This is a genomic window from Marinoscillum sp. (assembly GCF_965229915.1).
In the GTDB taxonomy this organism is placed as follows: domain Bacteria; phylum Bacteroidota; class Bacteroidia; order Cytophagales; family Cyclobacteriaceae; genus Marinoscillum.
In genome coordinates this window covers 1,256,796-1,279,060 of the sequence record NZ_CBDDJZ010000001.1, presented here as the reverse complement: position 1 = coordinate 1,279,060, position 22,265 = coordinate 1,256,796, and the positions used below count along the sequence as shown (strand labels likewise).

The window sequence follows — 22,265 nt, the reverse complement described above, 5'->3', positions numbered from 1 at the left end:
TAGTTGAACCTAACTACTCGACATGAAATTACCTGTACTAATTCTCTCATTATTGAGTGTATCTGCTGCAGCTCTTGCTCAGGATTTTGATTCGGAAAAGCTGAACACTTTTCTGGATCGAATAGAGGAAAACGATAAAGGCATGGGAAGTCTTTCTATTTTTCAGAATGGAAAGGAAGTATATCAGAAGGCCATCGGCTATGCCAACGTAGGGGAAGAAATTAAAGCAACACCATCATCTACCTATCGGATTGGCTCCATTACTAAAACGTTCACTGCCACCATCATCATGCAGCTGGTTGAAGATGGGAGTTTGAGTTTGGAACAAAAGCTCAGTGAATTTTATCCCAAGGTAACCAATGCAGATAAGATCACCCTGGAAATGATGCTGCGTCATAAAAGTGGTATTTTCAGCCTTACCGATGAGGCAGATTATACACTTTGGATGGAAAAGCCCATCAAGAAAGAAGAGCAACTGAAAAAGATCTATGGCTATGAAGCTGCGTTTGAGCCTGATTCTAAGGCGGCTTACTCCAATTCGAATTACGTGTTGTTGACCTTTATTGCAGAAGACGTGACCGGTGTTTCTTTTGGCCAGCTACTAGATCAGCGAATCTTCAAAAAACTAAAGCTGACCAAAGCTACCTATGCGCAGAAGCTCAAAGGAGATGGTACCGATACTTATTCGTACTATCGGGGCGGAGATGGCTGGGAAAAGGCCACACTGACCGATCCATCGGTACCGCGCGGCGCAGGAGCAATTAACGCTACGGCTGGGGAGCTGAATCTATTTTTGAATGCCCTTTTTAACAAGAGGCTCGTTTCTGAGAAATCGCTGAAGTTGATGATGGAAATAGAAGATGGCTATGGTCTGGGCTTGCTTCAGGTTCCGTTTTACGATAAGCGCGCTTATGGGCATACCGGTGGAATTGACGGTTTTCAGTCTAATGCCTTTTACTTTCCCAATGAAAAGGTATCAGTAGCTTATGTAACCAATGGCGTGGTGATGCCCGTCAATGACATTCTGATTGGTGTTTTGAGTATTTACTTTGGTATGGATTACCAGCTTCCTGAATTCGCTCCATCGATTGAGCTGACCAGTGCAGATTTGGATAAGTATCTGGGCGTCTATTCGAGTCCTACTTTTCCGATGAAAATCACCATCACCAAGAATGGTACTACATTAATGGCTCAGGCTACTGGTCAGTCCTCTTTTCCGCTGGACTGCTTTGCAGAGCATCAGTTCAAGTTTGACCAGGCTGGTTTGAAACTAGAATTTGATCCAGAGAATGAAACAATGGTTCTCAAGCAGGGTGGCGGGGAGTTTGAGTTGAAGAGGGAGTAACCACTGATGTAAAAGGTTGATCAGTATCGATCTGATTGCGTTCGCATTCATTAACCAACTAACAGCATCATGAAAAGATCATCATTTATCAAAGGTGCCGGACTTTTTTCGGCTGGCCTTTTTGTGGCACCCAATACCATTCTAGGTCAAGATAAACCGGCGGCCTATCAAAAAGAGGTGGTAAGCAAGTTTGTAGGTGCCTCTCATAGTGATTTGGAAAAGATCAAGGGACTATTGGAAGAATTTCCCAATCTCATCTACAGCTCCTGGGACTGGGGTGGTGGCGACTTTGAAACTGGAATAGGGGCTGGCGGTCATGTGGGAAACAAAGCCATAGTGAACTTCCTACTGGACCAAGGTGCCCGTCCTACTATTCATGCGCTGACCATGTTGGGCAAAACCAACCTTGTAAAACCCATACTTGAAGAATACCCACAACTGATCAATAGTGCTGGACCACATGGATTTACATTGGTGCATCATGCCGAAAGAGGAGGCGAAGACTCAGTAGAGTTGCTTACATACCTACAAGAGAAAGGTGCCAAGTCCGGTAAGTTGAGCCTCTGGTGATTTCTTTGTATTTTATTAGAATGATCCATGTAATTATCGACTTTAAAGTAGAACAGCATCAGATCAAGAAAGCCCTTAAACTAATCGAGGAGTTGGTATTGGGTATCCAGACTAATGAGCCGGACACCCACTACTATCACTCATTTGAAGATGAGGATTATCCCGGCAGATTCACTCATGTGATGGCATTCAAAGATGAAGCGGCACAGCAGCTTCATCAGGAAAGTGCCTACTGTCGCAAGTTTGTAGAGAGACTCTATCCGATGTGCATCGAAGAACCACTAGTACGCACGGTCCATCTCGTGGCCAGCAGAACTACTCCAACTGATAAGTGACTCGTACTTTGGAGTTGATTTTGACCTTTTCTACTGCAAAATCCTCCGGTTCGCTCACCGCTCGACTGACTGCTCCAGTAGCATTCAGACGTGCTCTGTAGTCGAATATAGAAGCGTAAGAGTAAGACTCATACTCCGACTCTAATCGTTCGGCACCAAACTCTTTGATAGAAAGGGTGTTGCCCAGCTGATCTCCCTGCGAGGTAACCATCATGGTCGCTTTCTTGCGAGCATTTTCGATAGCCATTCGCGTTACTTCCAGTTGGATACTATCTCGATTGTTGTACTTCACCTCTGAGATGTGAACCGACTCTACACCAGAAGTGTACAGATCGAGAATCAGCCGATTGGCAATTCTGGGATTGTAAAGCTTCACTTCATAGATTTTGATGATTCGTACCTTGTTGACATACTTATAACTGTTGAAGTCGATTATCTCCACATGTTCCTGAGGGATCTTCCACTTGGCTAGCGTCAATTTGAAATTGTTTTCTTTAAGCTCAATTTCCGAGTTTTTGATCTTTTCGTATTCGGTAAAGGTGACCTGCATGACGACCTGATCTGGTTCCAGATCTTGTTCCGCATTTCCATATACAGTGATGGATCGGTCTTCGTATTGAGCAACAGCAAAGTAGGGTGCCAGCAGGCACAAAAGAAGTAGTTGTTTCATGGCGATGAAATAGTAATATGTTAAGAATAATTTGTATTTAATACATTTCGCATGCAATTAGTAACCCCGGCGGTATGTACACTTCTATTGCCAGATTCTGGTCAGGCGTCCACTATACTGCCATAAATCACTTCAATAGGGAGTTCAAATGTTCACAAAGAGTGATTATGTGGTTATGACACCTTATTATTAAGAATCAATCACACTTCTTCAAATTTTTGGTGATGCCGGGGATGATTTCATTCCCGGTTTTTTACCGTCACCCCGAAGATGTGATTGAACCAGTTTTAGAACAACCTAAGGATGAGCAGAATGAAAACGTGTCTGATAGGAATGGCATTCGCCCTATCTGTAGCTACTTTTGGCCAGCAGCCCATAGACGATCAAGCCACTCAAAAAACCGCTGATTTACTAACAAATCTCCATGAGATAGCCCGACAGGGATTTATGTTTGGCCATCAGGATGATCTGGCATATGGTGTAGGCTGGAAGGAAATCAAAGGAGGGTCTGATGTAAAAGAGACTGCTGGAAGCTTTCCAGCGGTGCATGGTTGGGATGTTGGGAGTCGACTCAATAGTGACGCCAACATTGATCAGGTCAAGTTTGATAACATGCGCAAATGGGTGAAGAAAGCCTATAAAATGGGAACCATCAATACCTTCTCCTGGCATCTGGATAATCTGACCACTGGAGGCAATAGCTGGGATAAAACTCCTTCCGTACAGGATCTGCTTCCAGGAGGATCCAAACATGCAGAGTTTGTTGAGCAACTGGACTTATTGGCGGAATTGTTCAATTCCATGAAAACATGGTTTTCACCCATTCCAATCATATTCCGGCCATGGCACGAGCATAATGGTGATTGGTTTTGGTGGGGGAAAGGCAACGTAACTGAAGAGGACTATATAGCCCTGTATCGCTACACGGTAGATTACTTGAAAAAGGAAAAGCAAATACATCACATATTGTATGCATTTTCACCAGACAGGAGTCGCTTGCGGTTGGATACCATTCCAGAGCAAAACTATTTGTGGGGCTATCCTGGTGATGATTATGTGGACATCATTGGCATAGATAATTATGGAGATGTTGGTCGGGTAGGAGGTCCGGATTCAGAAGAACAGCAAGCCAAAAAGTTCATTGAGTCACTGAAGCTGATCACTAAAATAGCACGTGATAAAGGCAAAGTGGCGGCCTTAACAGAAACGGGCTTGGAAGGTGTTTCTCGAGCGGATTGGTTTACTCAGATCATTCTCAATCCGATCAAGGCAAATGCAGAAGACATTGATATTGCCTGGGTGCTGGTGTGGCGAAATGCTAATACCACACATCACTACGCGCCGTATCCGGGTCATCCGAGTGTACCGGATTTCCAGCAGTTCAGTGCTGATACCATGACCTACTTTCAACAAGACATGAAGAATCCTTACAAAAAAGGAAAAGCAATTAAGTAACGACCATGAAAGCATTTTTTTCAACTATTTTCATTTTACTATCCACACTAGTATTTAGTCAGCTGAAGCTTCCAAGACTGTTTGCAGACCACATGGTCATTCAGCGAAATCAACCAACCAAAGTATGGGGATGGACGGAGCCAGGAGAAAAGGTGAGCGTCACTTTGGATGCTGAGAAGCAACAGGTAAAAGCTGATAAAACGGGCTATTGGGAGACCTATCTCAAGGCTCGGAAAGCAGGAGGTCCTTACACTCTGATGGTGGTATCTGGAGATTCCACTATAACCTACGAAGATGTCCTGGTTGGTGATGTGTGGATAGCTGGAGGCCAGTCCAATATGGAGTGGCAGCTTCAGTGGAACGTCAACAACTGGGAGGAAGAAGTGAAGGATAGTGATTATCCGAACATTCGTTTTTTCAAAGTGCCTAATACATTTGCTTCATCTCCTCAGCAGGATGTTTCTGGTGGCGAATGGCTGCTTGCCAATCCCGATAACAGTCCTCAATTTTCAGCAGTTGCGTGGTTTTTTGCTAAGCATAATCACCTGGAGAAAAACGTGCCGGTGGGTGTGGTAGAAAGTCATTGGGGAGGTACACCGGCAGAAGCATGGACATCACTGGAAACCTTAACGAACACTCCTGGATACGAAGACATTGCTGACACGATCATGAATCCGAGCATGCCCTGGGATCAGTTAGAAGCCATCAACCAAAAAAAGGATGCCCGCAAGTGGGAGCTGATGCGCGATCAGGAAGGAGCAGTTGCCACGGGTGCACAAAACGTGGATTTCGATGATAGCAACTGGGAGAGGCTGGACCTGCCTTGCAACTGTCGAATGACCGACCTGGCCTGGTTGCGAAGAGAGGTGAACCTGTCTCCTGACACGATCAAGGATATCAAGCTTTACATTAGCAATGTGGTACAGGAAGCTTTTGTCTTCTACAACGGGGAGCTGCTGTGGACTAAAAAGTGGAGCGATGACATCCAGCCACTGGAAATCCCCAAAGAGTTAGTTCGAGCTGGAAAAAATGTGATCACCTACCGGGTGGCTAACTCATGGGACAACAATGTGTACTTTGGTAGACCTGGAGAGATGTGGCTGGAAATAAACGGTACCAAGCACTCACTGGAGCATGATTGGAAGTACTCCAGCGATATAGAACCGGACATTCCTATGGCAGTCAAAATGTTTCAGATGCCATCTTTTCTTTACAATGCGAAGATTGCACCGATTGGCGGATATACTGCCAGGGGTGTGATATGGTACCAGGGAGAATCCAACGCCGACAAGCCGCAGTATTATCGTCAGCTATTTACCAATATGATTGGTGACTGGCGCAAGCTGTGGGGAGATATTCCGTTTTTGTACGTGCAACTTGCCAACTTCATGCAGCGACAAGATCAGCCAGTAGCAAGTGACTGGGCGGAGTTGAGGGAAGCACAGACGCAGACCTTGGCATTGCCGAAGACTGCTATGGCCGTCACTATCGACATTGGAAACCCGGATGATATTCATCCTAGAAACAAGCAGGATGTTGGTGCCAGACTGTGGCTTGCAGCTAAGAAAGTGAGCTATGGCGATGAAGTGGTCTATTCAGGGCCATCCATCAAGGAAGCTACTACAGATCGGGAAGGAGTGATACTTTCATTTGATCATGTTGGTTCAGGACTTAAATCCACTGGTCCTTTGAATGGCTTTGCAGTGGCAGATGATGCCAATAACTGGTATTGGGCTCAGGCCAGGATTGTCGGAGACCAGGTGATTGTAACCTCAGAGAATGTAAAGACTCCCAAGGCAGTGTCTTATGCCTGGGGAGATAATCCAGAGGCTCCACTCTACAATCAGGAAGGATTGCCAGCGGTGCCTTTTCAAATAAAATTGAAATAAGTAATCAAATGAAATATTCGACCCATGAAAAGCTGAATTTGTAGAATTTGATCTTCCACCCAAAGATCAAATTCATTAAATTGTATAGAAGAAACCCTACCCCTGAAGATGATGAAGTATTACCCAGCATTCTGCCTTATGGCACTCATGCTGTCGTTGGGACAGTATGCCACAGCCCAAACCCCACAGATCCGGTTCGAACATTTGGACATTCGTGATGGACTTTCGCACAACCGAGTTGGCACCATCTTTCAAGACGATTTTGGCTTCATGTGGTTCGGGACCCGTTCTGGTTTGAACCGGTATGACGGTCACAATATTGAAGTGCTCGAATTTGATGAAAGCAATCCCTACTCACCCAGCGACCCCAATGTGGTATGGCTGAAGGAAGGACCTGATCATCGTATTTGGCTGAAGTCACACTACGGCGTGTTTGCCTATGACATCCACCGTGAGCAGTTTGTGGACATCACCCAAATGCTCGATGAACTTCAGATTAACAACTACAACCTATCCGATATTGTCAAAGATGATGTAGGCAATTATTGGTTTGTGATAGATGATGTAGGGGTGAAAAAATACCTCACCAAAGAACAGACCATTTATCATTTTGGCGGGTCCTATCGGGATGTGACTAGCATCACCAAGGATACCTATGGGAATATGGCACTAATTCATTCTGATGGAGAGATTGAACTTGTGGATGTGACCAATCAGAACAATACCACATTTTTAAACTATCCTGAGCATCTGCGTAGCATCAATGGGCTTCTCAGTTTTCTGGACAATAGCGGAGGGTATTGGTTTTACAGTACCAACAGTTCTTTTGGGACTTGCTACTATCAGCCAGAAACCAAAGATCATCGCCACTTTGATGCGAAAGAGTTGGGCTCCAATTTGGTGACCGGAGTAATTCAAGATGAAAATGATCGAATCATCATCGGAGTAGATCATGGGGGAATGACCATGTTTGACAAGAAGGATTGGAACTACTCCAATTTTGTTAACAATCCATCAGATCCCAAGTCGCTGAGTCATAATAGTATCATTTCCCTATTTCAGGATGATAATGGGCTGGTGTGGTTAGGGACCAACAAAGGTGGAGTGAATTACTTCTCGTCAGAGGCTGTCTCTTTCAATTTCTACAAGCAGCTATCGGGTCATCCGACCAATGCCAATGATATCTGGCCAATAGTAGAGGACAAGCAGGGCAACCTGTGGCTGGGTACCGATGGAGGAGGACTGACCTATTTCAATTTAAAAACGGGTGAATACACCAATCATGTACATGACCCAAAAGACCCGAATAGCATCAGCACAGACATTGTGGTAAGTATGAGTAAGGCTGCTGATGGCGGACTTTGGTTGGGGACTTATTTTGGTGGACTTAATTACTTCGATGGTAAGAAGTTTACGGCATTTTACAAAGATGAAAACGATCCTAATTCCATTTCTGATAACAGCGTGTGGAACCTGCTGTTGGATTCGCAGGATCGTCTTTGGGTTGGTACTCTCAAAGGCGGCGTAGATGTCTATGATAGAAATTTCAAAAAGCTCCAGCATTATGGACTGGACAATCAGCTGATCAACTCAGACTACATCACTAGTTTTTGCGAAGATCAGGATGGCAAAATGTGGATCGGTACTGGCTATGGTCTGGAGGTAGTGGACCCAAAGGTAGATACCATCCGTCACATTCTGAGGGAAACAGGAAATTCTGAATCGCTGAGCAACAACTCCATACTGCATATCTTCTGCGATCGTGATAACAACATGTGGATTGGTACTATGTACGGGCTCAGTAGATATGATCAAAAAACAGGTAAGTTTCGGTTCTTCACTAAAGAAGACGGGCTGCCAGAGAACATTGTAGCGGCTACCAGTCAGGATGACGAAGGGGCCTACTGGCTGAGCACACCGAAGGGTCTGTCCAAGTTGAGTTTTAAAGGAGACGAACCTGTTTTTCACAATTTTGATATATCAGATGGGCTGCAGGGTGATGTTTTTAATGAACGGTCTGTACTGAAGCTCCACAATGGAGACCTGGCTTTTGGAGGAAAAAACGGACTTAACATCTTCGATCCTGCCAAAATCAAAGTAGATGAGAACAAGAATGAGCTGGTCTTTCTAAACTTCCTGATCTCCAATCATCAAATCAAACCTGGTGACACCTTTAATGATCAGGTATGGTTTGAAAATGGTCTCAACAACACAGAGGAACTCGTTTTGGCACACGATGAAAATTCATTTACCATTGAGTTTACAGCGCTGAGCTTTTACCGTCAGGAAAATATCAACTATAAATACAGATTGCTTGGCTTTGACGATAAGTGGGTAGTTCGGCCAAACATCCACCGAGCCAACTATACCAACCTGGACCCTGGTACTTATCAGTTTGAAGTGATGGCCAGTGATCAGACCCAGCGCTGGGATAGCCAGTCGCGGATTATGAACATCCAGATTCAGTCTCCATGGTGGCAAACGCCGATTGCATATTTGGTGTACCTGGTACTGTTGGCCATCGGATTGTATTTTACGAGACGTGCCATTATCGACAAGGAGCGCTTTCGTGCCAAGGTGGCACAGGAGCAGCTGGAGGCTCAACAGCTTCACGATTTGGATCTGATGAAGATCAAGTTTTTTACCAATATCAGCCATGAATTCAGGACGCCTTTGACGCTGATCATGACGCCAATCGAGCGCCTGTTGAAGACTAGCACTGACCATAGCACCTCCAAGCATTACCAGATGATCTATCGCAATGCCAAAAGGTTGCTGACTTTGGTAAATCAACTCCTGGATTTTAGAAAAATGGAGGCTAATCAACATCGGCTTTCCCTGGCCACAGGTGATCTGGTGGAGTTTATTAGGAGCATTACTGAGTCGTTTTCAGATCTTTCCAACGACCGACGAGTGAGATTGCATTTTCATTCCAATATGAATGAATTCCTGACTTTGTTTGATCGGGATAAAATGGAAAAAATCCTCTTCAACTTGCTCTCCAACGCGTTTAAATTCACCCACTCTGGAGGGAAGATTGATGTGACGGTGAAGGATGTGGCATATCGAGAGGATGTGCATACAATCCGGATCAGTGTGGAAGATACTGGAATAGGCATACCCGCTGAGCGACTAAAGGAGGTATTCAATCGATTCTTTCAGGTAGATGGCCAAGCCTCACAAAATCTCAATCATGGCAGTGGAATAGGACTATCCATTACTCGTGAATTCGTGGAAATGCACGATGGCAACATCTGGGTGGAAAGCGAGGTTGAGAAAGGTAGTAGCTTCATCTTTGAGCTGCCGATGAAGAAACTCACCGAATATATGGAGCCGCATGATGTGATCAATGAGTTGGAAGGTGAAGGTGAGCCGTTAATCCATCAGGACAACAATGCCACAATCATGCTGGCAGACGACAATGCGGATTTCCGTTTTTATCTCAAGGACAACTTAAAAACCATTTACAATATCTATGAAGCTCCTAATGGCAAGGAGGCATGGAAGAAGGTATTGAATAACTTGCCAGATCTGGTAGTTACTGATATCATGATGCCGGAGCTCAATGGTATAGATCTATGCAAAAAAATCAAAAACGATCCACGTACAGCTCATATTCCGGTCATTTTGCTCACCGCCCACTATTCGGATGATCAGAAGCTGGAAGGTTTTGAAGCAGGAGCTATTGAGTACATTACTAAGCCGTTCAACTTTGAGATACTCGTGCAGACGATCAAATCTGCCATCCAGCTGCAAAAGCTGATTCATGCGCAGGAACACCGTGTAGAAGCTAAACCAAAAGAAATAGAGATCACTTCACTGGATGAGAAGTTCATTGCCAAAGCGCTGGATGTGGTGGAGGCCAATATTGCCAATGCCAATTTCTCCGTGCAGGAGCTAAGTAGTGAGATGGCCGTCAGCCGTGGGCAATTGTATAAAAAGACACTGGAGATTACTGGCAAGACGCCTATTGAGTTCATTCGGGAAGTGCGAATCAAACGCGCTGCAGCATTGCTGGAAAAAAGTCAGCTGAACGTAGCAGAAGTGGCTTACAGTGTCGGATTCAACAATCCGAAGTATTTCACTAAGTACTTTAAGAAAGCATATAAGATGCTGCCATCGAAATATGCAGCTGCAGCAGCCGAGCGCCAGGAAAAATAACCTGTGACTCTTGTACGATATGATGGTGGTTAATTGCTGCTATGCCGGGGATTACTTATAATTAATACATTTTAACCCCCACATGAATGCAAAACATGCATTATGAGTAGCTCATAAACATCTAATATTGAATAAATAACAATCAGACCTCTTCAGATATATAACTGATTGTGCATGTTGTTTCATATTAAGGGAATATTGTTGAATCGGGTGGCAATCGTCACCCGATTTCTTATTACGGCCATGAATAGAACGTTGATTTTTTTCGGAATATGCTGCCTGACACTGAGCAGTGTAGCACAAACCTTTGAAGCCGAAAGCGGCTCACTCACCGGTACGGAAATTGCCAACTCTCGGGCTGGATATTCGGGAGATGGTTACGTCACGGGATTTGACAATGACGGAGATGCTGTTTCCATTCCGGTTACTGTTTCCGGAGCGGGTCTGTATGATCTGTGGGTTGGATATGCCGCACCAAACGGGGAGAAAACCAACGATATCTATGTCAATGGGAGCTATGCCGGTAGTCAAATCTTTCCATCGTCCCAGTCATTTGAAGAGGGATACTTTGGCAAGGTGATGCTGGATAAAGAAAATAATCGAATCAAAATTGTTAAAAACTGGGGGTATTTTGAAGTGGATTATGTGCGGGTGACACCAACCACTCCCAATGAAATACATCACTACCCCAATGAGCTTATTCATCCAAATCCAAGCTTTGAAGCGGCCACTCTTTATCTTTTTTTGAGAGACTATTACGGTCACCGAGTGATATCAGGTCAGCAAGCCAATGCTGGAGGAGATCAGGAACTGGATTACCTAAATGCTAAAACAGGTCATCTGCCGGCAATTAAAGGGTTTGATCTCATCGATTACTCTCCGAGCCGTGTGGCTAACGGCACCTCCTCAGAAGAAACTGATCTCGCGCTGGAATGGTGGAATGAGCAGCAGGGTATTGTCTCTATGATGTGGCATTGGAATGCACCCAAAGATCTGCTGGATACCGATGATGCACCCTGGTGGAGTGGTTTTTACACCTATGCTACTACTTTTGATCCCACTGAGGCTATGAATGATGAGACTTCAGAAGCATATGAGTTGATCATACGGGATATCGACGTGATTGCCGAGGAACTGAAACGGTTACAGTCGGCGGATGTCCCAGTGCTTTGGCGACCGCTCCATGAGGCCGAGGGAGGCTGGTTTTGGTGGGGTAGCAAGGGACCTGACGTCTGCGTATGGCTGTGGAAGCTCATGTATGATCGGATGACCAATGAACATGGTCTGGATAACCTGATTTGGGTATGGACTGGTACTAACTCTGAAGAAGCTTTGGACTGGTACCCTGGAGATGGTTATGTAGATATCATTGGAGCCGATATCTACCTGGAAGACGGCAACTACGCTACCAATTTCAGCATGTTTGATGATATGGCAGGTATTCATGAAGGGAGCAAAGTGATCACGCTTTCGGAAACCGGGACGATCCCAGTTCCCGATGAGCTGGACAAGCAAAAAGCCCGTTGGAGCTGGTTCATGGTGTGGAGTGGAGACTTCATCATGGATGGCCAGAAAAATGAAGTGGATCATCTAATAGATGTATATCAACATGATTATGTGATTACGCTGGATGAGTTGCCGGATTTTTATCAATATGAGAGTCCAGACTTTCCAGATGAAGAGGTAATACCATTAGGTATCAGTTCTCAGCTGCAGGTGCGAGCATTCCCCAATCCCACAACCGACTTTTTGTACATCGAGTCCAAGAGAGAGACTATTGAGAAAATTCAGTTATTCGACTTGCAGGGATTAGAACTGCCCGTGAGGACGACTGGAGTTGGTACTCGAAAGACCATGGATCTACGGATGTTAACGAAGGGGACCTATCTCATCAGACTTTGGACTGACCAGGGAGCCAGAGGCTTAAAAGTAATGGTGGAGTAAGTAGATGCTTGTGAGAAAGTGAAACATAAGTTGTTTCATAGTGAAACAGTTTGATGTGTTCATTTATCATGTATATATCTGAAAAACAGATATATACAAGTAGTGGCACTGTGTTGGTCTCAGATGAAGTATCTTTCACTAACACTACTGCTATGTTTACTCAATACTTAACCGCCGCCTGGAGAAATCTACTCAAGCACAAACTGCATTCCTTTTTGAACATTGCCAGTCTGGCTATTGGTCTGGCGGCTTGTTTGATCATTATTTCATATGTGGATTACGAGCTGTCATATGATCAGCATCACCCGGGTGCAGAAAATATTCAGCGGATTGCACTCAATAGAATTTATCCCACTCAGTCGAAGAAATGGGCGATTACGGCACCCATTGTGGCCCCAACCATCACCGATGAGCTTCCGGAGGTGGAAAGTTTCACACGGATGATCTGGGGAGATTATCTCCTTTCACCAGTGGATGATAAAATGCAAGAGCAACGAATTGTGGCGGTAGATTCCGGGTTTTTTGACATTTTTCATACTCCTGTGATCAGTGGAAAGATCTCCAACGATATGTTTAAACGCAAGGATCGAATCATCCTTACTGAGTCTGCCGCTAGAAAGTACTTTGCAGATGAGGAAGCAGTGGGTCAGCTGTTCCATGCCACGTTTGAAGATGAGGATCGACTGTTGGTTGTAGAAGCGGTCATAGCTGACCCTCTGCCTAGCAGTCACTTTTCGTATGAGGTATTATGTAGTTTCAAAGCCTTTCCGCTTCCTCCGTGGTTACTTACCTCCTGGGGTACCTGGGCCACTTATTCGTATATCAAAGTACACAAAGACACGGATCTGGGCTTGCTGGAAGAGAAAATCAATGAAATCTCTGAGCGCAATCAAGGTGCTGGCGATGGTACTTATCAGGCCTGGCTGGATGCGGGCAACTACTATCAGTATTTCTTACAGCCGCTTACATCCATTCACTTGCAGTCTAATTTGGCAGATGAGTTTGAAGCTAACTCCAGCGAATCTTTCGTGTACTTCTTCGCCATAGTAGGGTTTTTCATACTGTTAATGGCAGTCGTCAATTTTGTGAATCTGGCTACAGCGAAAGCGTCTTATCGCACCATGGAAGTAGGTATTCGCAAAACGATTGGCGCCAGTCGGGCAGATCTGATTCGTCAGTTTTTATTAGAGTCCACCTTGATCAGTATGTTAGCGCTATTGATCGCTCTGCCCGTTACGCAGCTATTCATTCCATTATTCAACCAAATGGTAGGCAAGTCCATTTCCATGGAGTTATATACGACTCCAGTGGCGCTAGTGATTTTGGGTCTCACACCAGTAGTGCTCGGGATGCTGTCTGGATTCTACCCGGCCTTGTACTTGTCACACTTTGGACCGTCTTCTATTTTTCAGAAGTTCACGGTTAGAAGGGGGAAACAACAGTTGCGCCATGTATTGGTAGTTGGTCAGTTTGTGATTGCCGTTATACTCATTGCTGGTACTACTACTGTCTATCGACAGATGCATTACATTGCCAACAAGCCTTTAGGTTTTGACAAGGATCAGCTTATCAGTGTTAAACAGTTGCCATTCTCTGATGAGAAAATTGATGTATTTGTCCGGGAGGCAAAAGAGATTCCTGGTGTTCATGACCTTTCTATAACTAGCTTTCCTTTCGAAAATATAAGGTCTGGTATATCTGTTCGTAACCTTGACGAGCAGCAGAACTGGGTGAATATGACTCATCTGGATGCTGACGAACATTTTATTCCAGTGTATGGTATTAATCTATTGGCTGGTCGCAATTTCAGGGAAAGTGAAGCAAAGCGCATAGCAGAACCAAGTGACAACATCAATATTATTATCAATGCTACGGCGGCCAAATCACTCGGATACAGCCCTGATGAAGCAGTAGATCAGGTGGTGTCAAATGGCGATATGCACCTGACGATCATTGGCGTGGTGGATGATTTTAATTATAGCTCGCTTCATACTCCGGTCAGTCCATTTCTAATGTCCGTTGAAAACTTCCCTGACGCTATCCGCTCAGCTACTATCAAGGTGAGTCCGCATGAGATGTCTGAAACAATTGATGCTCTGGATGCTCTGTGGCTAAAGTATGCACCAGATCAGCTATTTGTCTATAGTTTTCTGGATGAATCCATGGCTAAGTTTTATGAAGCAGAAAAGCTTACTGGCAAATTATTTATACTCTTCTCGGCACTGGCAGTATTCATTTGTTGTCTTGGGTTGTTTGGACTGATGGGATTTGTGGTGGAGCGAAGAGCCAAAGAAGTAGGGATACGTAAAGTGATGGGGGCCACCATCAGCCATATTATCTTATTGCTGTCCCGAGACTACATCCGATTGGTCTTGATATCAGCGGTAATCGCCTTGCCTGTAGCCTGGTGGGGGCTGGACCAATGGCTGGGTAATTTCGCCTATCGAGTCAACAATTCAGTGTGGATTCTGCTGTTAGCAGGAATGCTGGTAACCCTTATTTCCTCCATTACCGTAGCTTATTATGCCTTGCGATCTGCTCGGTCCAATCCAGTGAATTCCTTGCGAAATGAGTAGTTAAGTCGCAGAAGCACTCAGCTCCAAGTTGGTGTTTCAGATCGTGAGAGGATTATCAATGATGAGATGAAAAATACCTCGCCAGCACACGCTGGCGAGGCTCAATCAAAAATAAAACTTAACTATTTAGAAAGCTCAAGTATTACTACTGAGTTTTTTGGTAAGGTCACCTTGAGACTACCTTTTGTGATTTTTGCTCCTCTGAATGTCTCAGGAGTGACTTCTTCTGGTTGATCGAAGGTGTTACGATCTTGTACTCGCGCGGAGGTTAAAATTCTCCCAGTGACTTTATTCAACTGAATAGATCCAAGGTCTACTGTTATTTCCTGTTCATTCAGATGGTCGATGTTGGTTAGAGAAATATGCAACTTACCTTCCGTGTCAAGTGATGCTGATGAGCTGACCGATGGGATACTTTCCCCATTCATTGTATAACTAGCACTCTCTATTTCTAGAGGTACGAGCTGGGCATCTTGATGTACTTTGTACATTTCCATCACATGGTAAGTTGGGGTAAGGATCATTTTCTCCTCATTGGTTAAAATCACTGCCTGTAGCACGTTTACTGTTTGTGCCAGATTAGCCATGTGCACCCGATCGGCGTGGTTGTTGAAGATGTTCAGCGTCATGCCAGCGATCATCGCATCACGAATGGTGTTTTGTTGGTAGAGTGCCCCATTGCCTTCCGGCATGGTGTTGTACCAACCTCCCCACTCATCTACAATGAGTTTCACACGCTTTTCTTCGTCGTATTTATCCATCACCACACTGTTTTTGGTAATAAACTCTTCCATAAACCAGGCGCGCTTCATGGTTTTAAAATACTCCTCTTCTGAGAAGGCATAGGATGAGCCCTTGTTGCTCCAGTTGAACACTGAATAGTGGTGAATAGATAAACCTTCTATACGTCTGGCGGGTACCTGTTTCATGATGGTCTCAGTCCATTCATAATCCGGCTGACCAGGCCCAACAGCAATCCTAAATAGACCATCCGTATTACCATAATTTGTCATGGCTACTGCATAGCGCTTGTATAGATTGGAGTAATAATCAGCGGTCATATCGCCACCACAGTCCCAGGATTCATTTCCGATTCCCCAGTACTTTACGTTCCAGGGCTTCTCACGTCCATTGGCTTCTCGTAGATCGGTCAGGTAACTGCTGCCGTTAGCATTATTGACATATTGCTCCCATTCTACCGCCTCTTGAACAGATCCCGTGTTCATGTTTACAGCCAGATATGGCTCAGCATCTAATAGTTCACAGAGATTGAGAAACTCATGGGTGCCAAAGCTGTTGTCTTCCCGACCGCCCCATGAGGTGTTTTCAATGGGTTTACGCTGGTCTTTTGGCCCTATGGCGTCTTTCCAGTGATACGTGTCGGCAAAACACCCTCCAGGCCATCTAAGGTTAGGAATTTGAAGTTTTTTCAGCGCATCAATTACGTCGTTCCGGACTCCATCCGTTTTGGGAATGTCGTAGCTATCACCGGCATACATACCATCATATATACAGCGACCCAAGTGCTCTGCAAAGTGGCCATAGATGTGTTTGCTTATCTGAGTTTGAGATTGCTCAGGATAAAGTTTTATTTGGTTTTGACTGTAAGAAGTAACCAAAACGAAGGCTAAAAGAGTAAAGAAAAGTGCTCTCATCATTTCATTTTTAAGTTGATACTAGTGCCCGGGAGCATAAGGAAACCGAAGGCTTTTGTAATAAGTAAGTGTTTTTTCTGGAGGTTCAACGGTGTCAGGTATCGCACGATCGGAAAACTGCTGAAAGTATAACAAGCAGGCGTCCTTCCACCAGATAGCCTCCTGCTCCTGGATATACAGAAGCATTTTTACCTGGGTGTGTCTTTTGGGATCGATGGCATCTTCTAGTGAGTTCCACTTGGCTTGCATATTCCGCACCTGATCAATTCCTTTTTGATAACGAAGTGCAATTTCATTCCACAGCGTATTACCTGACTTCATTTCATAGTCCCAAGATAAGTGGTGAAACCACAGCAAATACTTTTCAGGACATTTGTTAGGGTCATTAAATACATTTGATACTGCTGGGAAGTACTGATCTACCGCATCACTACCTGTACGGGTCCTGTCAAAACCGATTCCATCCGCGGTTGCTTTGTGATAGTACACTGGGTTCCAGTCGGCACGTGGCAAGTTATCAACCCATGGTGCTGGACCGTAGTGATGTCCGGTGCCCATGAGATGGTGTAGCCCCAGAGGTGTCATGTAATTAACAGAAGCTGGCCATGAAGTCATCATTAGTTCTTTGATGGTTTCGAGTTCCGCTTTCTGTTGAGACCAGGTCATCTGTATCCATTCATCTGCGATACTTTCTGACGACAAGGAGTGGTCCCACGCCAGCCGACCGAAAGTGTACCAGTTAGCCTGGGCGAACGGGTGTCCTGTCCAGTTGAGGTCGGTGCCAATATTGGCAACTCCTGCTATGGCACTTACATCATGATTGTAAAGAGTGCCGTCTATGGTTTTGGATACTTCTGATCCCTCACCTTTGGCATAGGTATCGCTATCCAACACTTCTTTGTACATTGGTGCCAAATAGACAAGCTGCGTTGCCTGGCCCAGATACTCCTGTGTGATCTGAAACTCCATAGCCAAAGGTGTTTGCTTCATGGCTCCAAAAAGGGGGTGAAAGGGCTCTCTTGGTTGGAAATCTATAGCTCCATTTTTCACCTGGATGACCACATTCTCTTCAAATTTTCCATCCAAAGGCATGAATTCGTTGTATGCCTGTTTGGCACGATCTTCGGGCTCTTCGTTGCTGTAAACGAAGGCTCGCCACATCACGATCCCATTAAATGGCTGGAGTGCTTTGGCCAACATGTTAGCCCCTTCGGCATGAGACCGACCGTAGTTTTGTGGCCCCGGCTGACCCTCACTGTTTGCTTTTACCAGGAAGCCTCCAAAGTCTGGTATGTAGTTATAAACTTCCTCCACTTTCTCATTCCACCAGTTAATCACCTCATCGTTTAGTGGGTCGGCCGTCTCTAAACCTCCAATCTCAATAGGGGCACTAAATCGTGCGGTCAGGTAAACTTTGATGCCGTAAGGTCTGAATGCATCTGCAAGTGCTTTTACCTTTTCAAGGTAGCTAGGTGTTAAAATGAGCGCATTGGCGTTTACGTTGGTTAACACAGCGCCATTTATCCCGATGGAAGCATTTGCGCGTGCATAGTCGAGGTATCGTTGGTCTATATATAAAGGTAACTTATGCCAGTCCCAAATAGAGAAGCCAGCATATCCGCGTTCAGAGGTTCGATCGAGGTTGTCCCAGTGGTTGAGGATGCGTCGTTGGATTTTCGGTTGGGATACTATGTCAATTGTTTTGATGGATTGTTGGGTTTGTAAATGACGAAGCAAGCCGAATGTTCCGTACAAAAGTCCAATATCCGAATCAGAGGTAACTATTATTTGATCATCAACCTTCTTGATCAGGTAACCATCTTCACCCAGATCTTTAAGATCGGATATGAATTTAGGATGATTTTTGGTAATTAAAATGGAGCCATCATCCGCAGCTGAGATTGGTTTTCCGAGCAACTGAGGCAGCGCCAGTTCAAGTTCATTGCGTATTATTTGGTGGGTTGGTGATGTGCCGCTGACTGTGTAGGTGCCAATGGTTGCTTGAAACTCATCTAACAACTCTGGATTGGTTATCTGATCATACCTAAGCCAAAGCTTATAACCATCCTGCGCGGTAGTTTTTTGATAAATCAGCAAGAATGCTGTGATGAAAAGGATTTGTATTGAGATTTTCATAATGCCAAGATAATAATTACATTCGATTACGCAACCGATTGTGTAAAGTATCATTTGTTAATTACTTTAGTACATATTGTCAAAATGACCATTATACAAACGCTGGTCTATTATATTAGTCCAAACGTAACCAAAAGACCCAATGATAAGAGTATATACACTATTTCTATTGATGCTGGCATGTACATCGTACACTTTCGGCCAGGATTACTTAGATGAGTCACTTTCACATCAGCAGCGAGCGAAGGATTTGGTCAGCCGCCTCTCATTGGAAGAGAAAGTGGGCCAAATGGTTATGAATGCTCCAGCGATAGATCGCCTGGATATTCCACCATACGACTGGTGGAATGAAGCCCTCCATGGGGTAGGACGGGCAGGGATTGCCACAGTATTCCCGCAGGCGATCGCGCTGGGAGCAACTTTTGATGAAAGCCTTGCCTATGAGGTATCATCGGCTATATCAGATGAAGCCAGAGCGATGTACAATGCAGCCTCCGCTCAAGGAAATTACCTCCGCTACAGCGGACTAACTTTTTGGACACCTAACGTCAATATTTTCAGGGACCCACGATGGGGAAGAGGTCAGGAGACCTATGGAGAAGATCCATACCTGACCTCTTTATTAGGTGTTTCTTTCGTAAGAGGGCTTCAGGGTGACGATCCCAACTATCTGAAAACAGCTGCTTGTGGAAAGCATTTTGCCGTACATAGTGGTCCAGAACGCTTGCGTCATGAGTTTGATGCCATCGCCTCTCCAAAGGATATGTTTGAGACCTATTTACCAGCATTTAAGGCATTGGTAGATGCTGATGTGGAAGCCATTATGTGTGCATATAATCGCACCAATGGAGAAGCCTGTTGTGCTCACAAAACCTTGCTCGGAGATTTATTGAGAGAAGAATGGGGATTTGATGGGCACATCCTCAGCGACTGCTGGGCTATTGTGGATTTTTATGCAGAGAATGGTCATGGAGTGGCAGCCAATGCGGCCGAAGCATCCGTCATGGCGGTGAAGTCTGGTGTGAACCTGAACTGTGGCAGTTCCTATCCGGCACTGGTCGATGCTGTGGGACAAGGACTCATCAGCGAAGCTGAAATAGATGAAGCATTGACCAAATTGCTTGTTACTCGATTCAAGCTTGGCCTATTTGACAGCAAAGAATCGAATCCTTACAACCGCATAGGACTGGAAGTAGTCAATAGCGAGGCGAACAGGGCTCTGGCACGAGAGGCAGCCACCAAATCAATCGTCATGCTGAAAAACAATGGTGTGCTTCCGCTCCGAAATGACTACAAACGATACTTTGTTACCGGCCCCAATGCGGCTAACATCATGCCGCTCATTGGTAACTATTATGGCGTGAATCCTGATATGGTTACGGTATTGGAAGGCATTGCTGGAGCGATTTCTCCCGGCAGTCAGGTGCAATACCGGGCAGGCACATTATTAGACCGCCCAAACTCCAACCCGATCGACTGGGCATCTGGTGTGGCACATACGTCAGAAGCCACCTTCATGGTGATGGGAATCACTGGTGACATTGAAGGAGAAGAAGGAGCGGCCATAGCATCAGAACACTATGGAGACCGTCTGGACTACAACATTCCTCAAAACCAGATAGACTACTTGAAGAAACTCAAGGATGGAAACGACAATGCGGTGATAGCCATTGTCACAGGAGGAAGCCCTATGAACCTGGCTGAGGTGCACGAAATAGCTGATGCAGTTCTGCTGGCATGGTACCCGGGAGAAGAGGGAGGAAACGCCATCGCGGATATTGTATTTGGGAAAATCTCGCCTAGTGGTCGATTGCCTATCACCTTTCCAAGATCCTTCGATCAACTGCCGGACTACAACGACTACAGCATGGTCGGCAGAACTTATAAGTACATGAAAGCCGAGCCTCTTTATCCATTTGGATTTGGGTTGACTTATTCCAAACTGAATTACTCGGATTTGAATCTATCATCAAGTACCATTAAAAAAAATGGAGAAATAACCGCTGCTATAACCATTGCCAATGAAGGAGATTATGCAGTGGAGGAGGTAGTGCAGCTGTACGCTACCGATCGGGAGGCAAGTGTTCGTGTGCCATTATTTGATCTGAAAGGTATTGAGCGAGTAGCACTAGCACCTGGCGAAAGTAAGCGGGTTACATTTCCGATCACTACTGATATGCTCTCACTAATTGACGAAAATGGGAATCAACGCCTGGAAAAAGGTGCCTTCACCATTTCAGTAGGTGGTTCATTGCCTACTTCAAGAAGTTTGGAGCTTGGTGCTTCTACATTTCAAACTGCAACATTGAATTTAAAATAACATGAAAAGAATTTTACCAGCTATTGTTAGTACTGTACTGACATTTCAAGCCATGGCTCAGCAGCCCTTGGCTCAGGGAAAAGAGAAGTGGTTGGGGAGCATTCACAGCTCGTCACAAATACAGGATTTTGAAAAATACTGGAATCAGGTTACTCCTGAAAATGCCGGTAAATGGGGAAGTGTAGAGAGCACACGTGACGTTTATAACTGGACGGCCCTGGATGCAGCCTACGACTTTGCCAAGGAAAATGGGTTTCCTTTCCGATACCATGTGCTGCTTTGGGGAAACCAGCAGCCTTCCTGGATTGAGTCTTTGGAACCGGATGAGCAGCTAGAAGAAATAGAAGAGTGGATGGACACCCTTGCAGCGCGCTATCCAGATATCGACTACCTGGAAGTGATCAACGAGCCGCTACATGATCCACCGAGTGGAGCAGGAAATGGTAATTACCTCGCTGCCCTTGGAGGCTGGGGTAGTGGCTATGATTGGATTGTCAATGGATTCAAAATGGCGAGAGAACGTTTTCCAGATGTGCCATTGGTTATCAATGATTACAATATTCTGAATAACACGTCGGATGCGAATCGATATGCAACAATCGTCAACTTGCTCAAGAGTGAAGGACTAATCGATGTGATCGGAGTACAGGGACACGCATTTACCACTACGACGAGCAACGAAACGATGAAAGAGGTGTTGGGTATTCTTGCTGCCACGGAGCTACCGATTATGGTGACAGAATTGGACATTGATGGCCCCAGTGATCAAAAACAATTGGAAGACTACCAACGAATCTTTCCATTACTTTGGGAGCATCCCTCAGTGATCGGGATAACGCTATGGGGCTTCAGGCAAGGATTGTGGAGAAACGAGCAAAAAGCCTATTTGATTGATACCGACGGATCAGAGAGACCAGCATTGACCTGGCTCAGGGAGTATGTGGAAGAAACATTTGTTTCCTTAACTCTTGATGAAAAATTGAAACAAGAACTGTCCATCTATCCGAATCCTGCCCAAAGCTATTTTACCATTCAAAGTGAAGAAGCTATCAAGCAGGTTAAAATCTACGACCTGGTGGGTAAAACCGTTCACCAAAGTAGCAGTCAGCAGGTGGAGCTTCCGGGACACATTCCAGCAGGCACTTATGTGGTGGCTATTACTACCATCTCGGGTAGACAAATTAGCCAAAGACTTAAAATCAACTAATC

The 22,265-nt window shown here is 45.0% G+C and carries 13 protein-coding genes; 10 read left to right on the top strand and 3 right to left on the bottom strand.

Annotated features, from left to right (window positions below; all coding sequences use genetic code 11):
- Window positions 1-22: 22 nt before the first annotated feature.
- The 3 genes from ACO067_RS05410 (at window position 23) to ACO067_RS05400 (ending at window position 2,250) form a co-directional block, all read left to right on the top strand.
- The gene (locus ACO067_RS05410; RefSeq protein WP_421871603.1) at window positions 23-1,345 is read left to right on the top strand and encodes a serine hydrolase domain-containing protein; all 1,323 of its coding nucleotides are present in this window, start codon (window positions 23-25) and stop codon (window positions 1,343-1,345) included.
- 69 nt (window positions 1,346-1,414) lie between these two features.
- Window positions 1,415-1,915, top strand: coding sequence for a hypothetical protein (locus tag ACO067_RS05405; protein WP_421871601.1), 501 nt, complete (start codon window positions 1,415-1,417; stop codon window positions 1,913-1,915).
- 20 nt (window positions 1,916-1,935) lie between these two features.
- Complete coding sequence (locus ACO067_RS05400) at window positions 1,936-2,250, top strand: putative quinol monooxygenase (protein ID WP_421871599.1); 315 nt, start codon at window positions 1,936-1,938, stop codon at window positions 2,248-2,250.
- On the opposite strand, the gene ACO067_RS05395 is transcribed toward ACO067_RS05400, so the two are convergent.
- The gene (locus tag ACO067_RS05395; RefSeq protein ID WP_421871597.1) at window positions 2,231-2,920 is read right to left on the bottom strand and encodes an SIMPL domain-containing protein; all 690 of its coding nucleotides are present in this window, start codon (window positions 2,918-2,920) and stop codon (window positions 2,231-2,233) included. The two genes, ACO067_RS05400 and ACO067_RS05395, sit on opposite strands and share 20 nt — an antisense overlap.
- Window positions 2,921-3,232: 312 nt before the next feature.
- On the opposite strand from ACO067_RS05395, the gene ACO067_RS05390 reads away from it, so the two are divergent.
- From ACO067_RS05390 to ACO067_RS05370, 5 genes are all read left to right on the top strand, one after another.
- Entirely contained in the window at window positions 3,233-4,375 is a 1,143-nt protein-coding gene (locus tag ACO067_RS05390; RefSeq protein ID WP_421871595.1) for a glycoside hydrolase family 26 protein, read from the top strand.
- 5 nt (window positions 4,376-4,380) lie between these two features.
- Window positions 4,381-6,264 carry a sialate O-acetylesterase gene (locus ACO067_RS05385; RefSeq protein WP_421871593.1) on the top strand — a complete coding sequence of 628 codons (1,884 nt, stop codon included), beginning with the start codon at window positions 4,381-4,383 and terminating at the stop codon, window positions 6,262-6,264.
- Between the two features lie 108 nt (window positions 6,265-6,372).
- The gene (locus ACO067_RS05380; RefSeq protein ID WP_421871590.1) at window positions 6,373-10,425 is read left to right on the top strand and encodes a two-component regulator propeller domain-containing protein; all 4,053 of its coding nucleotides are present in this window, start codon (window positions 6,373-6,375) and stop codon (window positions 10,423-10,425) included.
- Between the two features lie 174 nt (window positions 10,426-10,599).
- A complete protein-coding gene (locus ACO067_RS05375; RefSeq protein ID WP_421871588.1) occupies window positions 10,600-12,369 on the top strand; it encodes a glycosyl hydrolase in 1,770 nt (589 codons plus the stop codon).
- Window positions 12,370-12,437: 68 nt separating this feature from the next.
- A complete protein-coding gene (locus ACO067_RS05370; RefSeq protein ID WP_421871586.1) occupies window positions 12,438-14,945 on the top strand; it encodes an FtsX-like permease family protein in 2,508 nt (835 codons plus the stop codon).
- Between the two features lie 122 nt (window positions 14,946-15,067).
- On the opposite strand, the gene ACO067_RS05365 is transcribed toward ACO067_RS05370, so the two are convergent.
- Together ACO067_RS05365 and ACO067_RS05360 are read right to left on the bottom strand one after the other, a co-directional pair.
- Complete coding sequence (locus ACO067_RS05365) at window positions 15,068-16,603, bottom strand: alpha-N-arabinofuranosidase (RefSeq protein WP_421871584.1); 1,536 nt, start codon at window positions 16,601-16,603, stop codon at window positions 15,068-15,070.
- 18 nt (window positions 16,604-16,621) lie between these two features.
- The gene (locus ACO067_RS05360; protein WP_421871582.1) at window positions 16,622-18,736 is read right to left on the bottom strand and encodes an alpha-glucuronidase family glycosyl hydrolase; all 2,115 of its coding nucleotides are present in this window, start codon (window positions 18,734-18,736) and stop codon (window positions 16,622-16,624) included.
- A 142-nt stretch (window positions 18,737-18,878) separates the two neighbouring features.
- Between ACO067_RS05360 and ACO067_RS05355 the strand changes: the two genes are divergently transcribed.
- On the top strand, window positions 18,879-21,056 hold the full coding sequence (locus ACO067_RS05355; RefSeq protein WP_421871580.1) for a glycoside hydrolase family 3 N-terminal domain-containing protein: 2,178 nt from the start codon (window positions 18,879-18,881) through the stop codon (window positions 21,054-21,056).
- A gap of 1 nt (window position 21,057) precedes the next feature.
- The gene (locus ACO067_RS05350; protein ID WP_421871578.1) at window positions 21,058-22,263 is read left to right on the top strand and encodes an endo-1,4-beta-xylanase; all 1,206 of its coding nucleotides are present in this window, start codon (window positions 21,058-21,060) and stop codon (window positions 22,261-22,263) included.
- Window positions 22,264-22,265 lie beyond the last annotated feature (2 nt).

Excerpts from the sequence above, each read along its gene's own strand:
- ACO067_RS05410 (WP_421871603.1), top strand. The coding sequence starts at position 23 with ATGAAATTACCTGTACTAATTCTCTCATTATTGAGTGTATCTGCTGCA.
- ACO067_RS05405 (WP_421871601.1), top strand. The coding sequence starts at position 1,415 with ATGAAAAGATCATCATTTATCAAAGGTGCCGGACTTTTTTCGGCTGGC.
- ACO067_RS05400 (WP_421871599.1), top strand. The coding sequence starts at position 1,936 with ATGATCCATGTAATTATCGACTTTAAAGTAGAACAGCATCAGATCAAG.
- ACO067_RS05395 (WP_421871597.1), bottom strand. The coding sequence starts at position 2,920 with ATGAAACAACTACTTCTTTTGTGCCTGCTGGCACCCTACTTTGCTGTT.
- ACO067_RS05390 (WP_421871595.1), top strand. The coding sequence starts at position 3,233 with ATGAAAACGTGTCTGATAGGAATGGCATTCGCCCTATCTGTAGCTACT.
- ACO067_RS05385 (WP_421871593.1), top strand. The coding sequence starts at position 4,381 with ATGAAAGCATTTTTTTCAACTATTTTCATTTTACTATCCACACTAGTA.
- ACO067_RS05380 (WP_421871590.1), top strand. The coding sequence starts at position 6,373 with ATGATGAAGTATTACCCAGCATTCTGCCTTATGGCACTCATGCTGTCG.
- ACO067_RS05375 (WP_421871588.1), top strand. The coding sequence starts at position 10,600 with ATGTTGTTTCATATTAAGGGAATATTGTTGAATCGGGTGGCAATCGTC.
- ACO067_RS05370 (WP_421871586.1), top strand. The coding sequence starts at position 12,438 with ATGTATATATCTGAAAAACAGATATATACAAGTAGTGGCACTGTGTTG.
- ACO067_RS05365 (WP_421871584.1), bottom strand. The coding sequence starts at position 16,603 with ATGATGAGAGCACTTTTCTTTACTCTTTTAGCCTTCGTTTTGGTTACT.
- ACO067_RS05360 (WP_421871582.1), bottom strand. The coding sequence starts at position 18,736 with ATGAAAATCTCAATACAAATCCTTTTCATCACAGCATTCTTGCTGATT.
- ACO067_RS05355 (WP_421871580.1), top strand. The coding sequence starts at position 18,879 with ATGATAAGAGTATATACACTATTTCTATTGATGCTGGCATGTACATCG.
- ACO067_RS05350 (WP_421871578.1), top strand. The coding sequence starts at position 21,058 with ATGAAAAGAATTTTACCAGCTATTGTTAGTACTGTACTGACATTTCAA.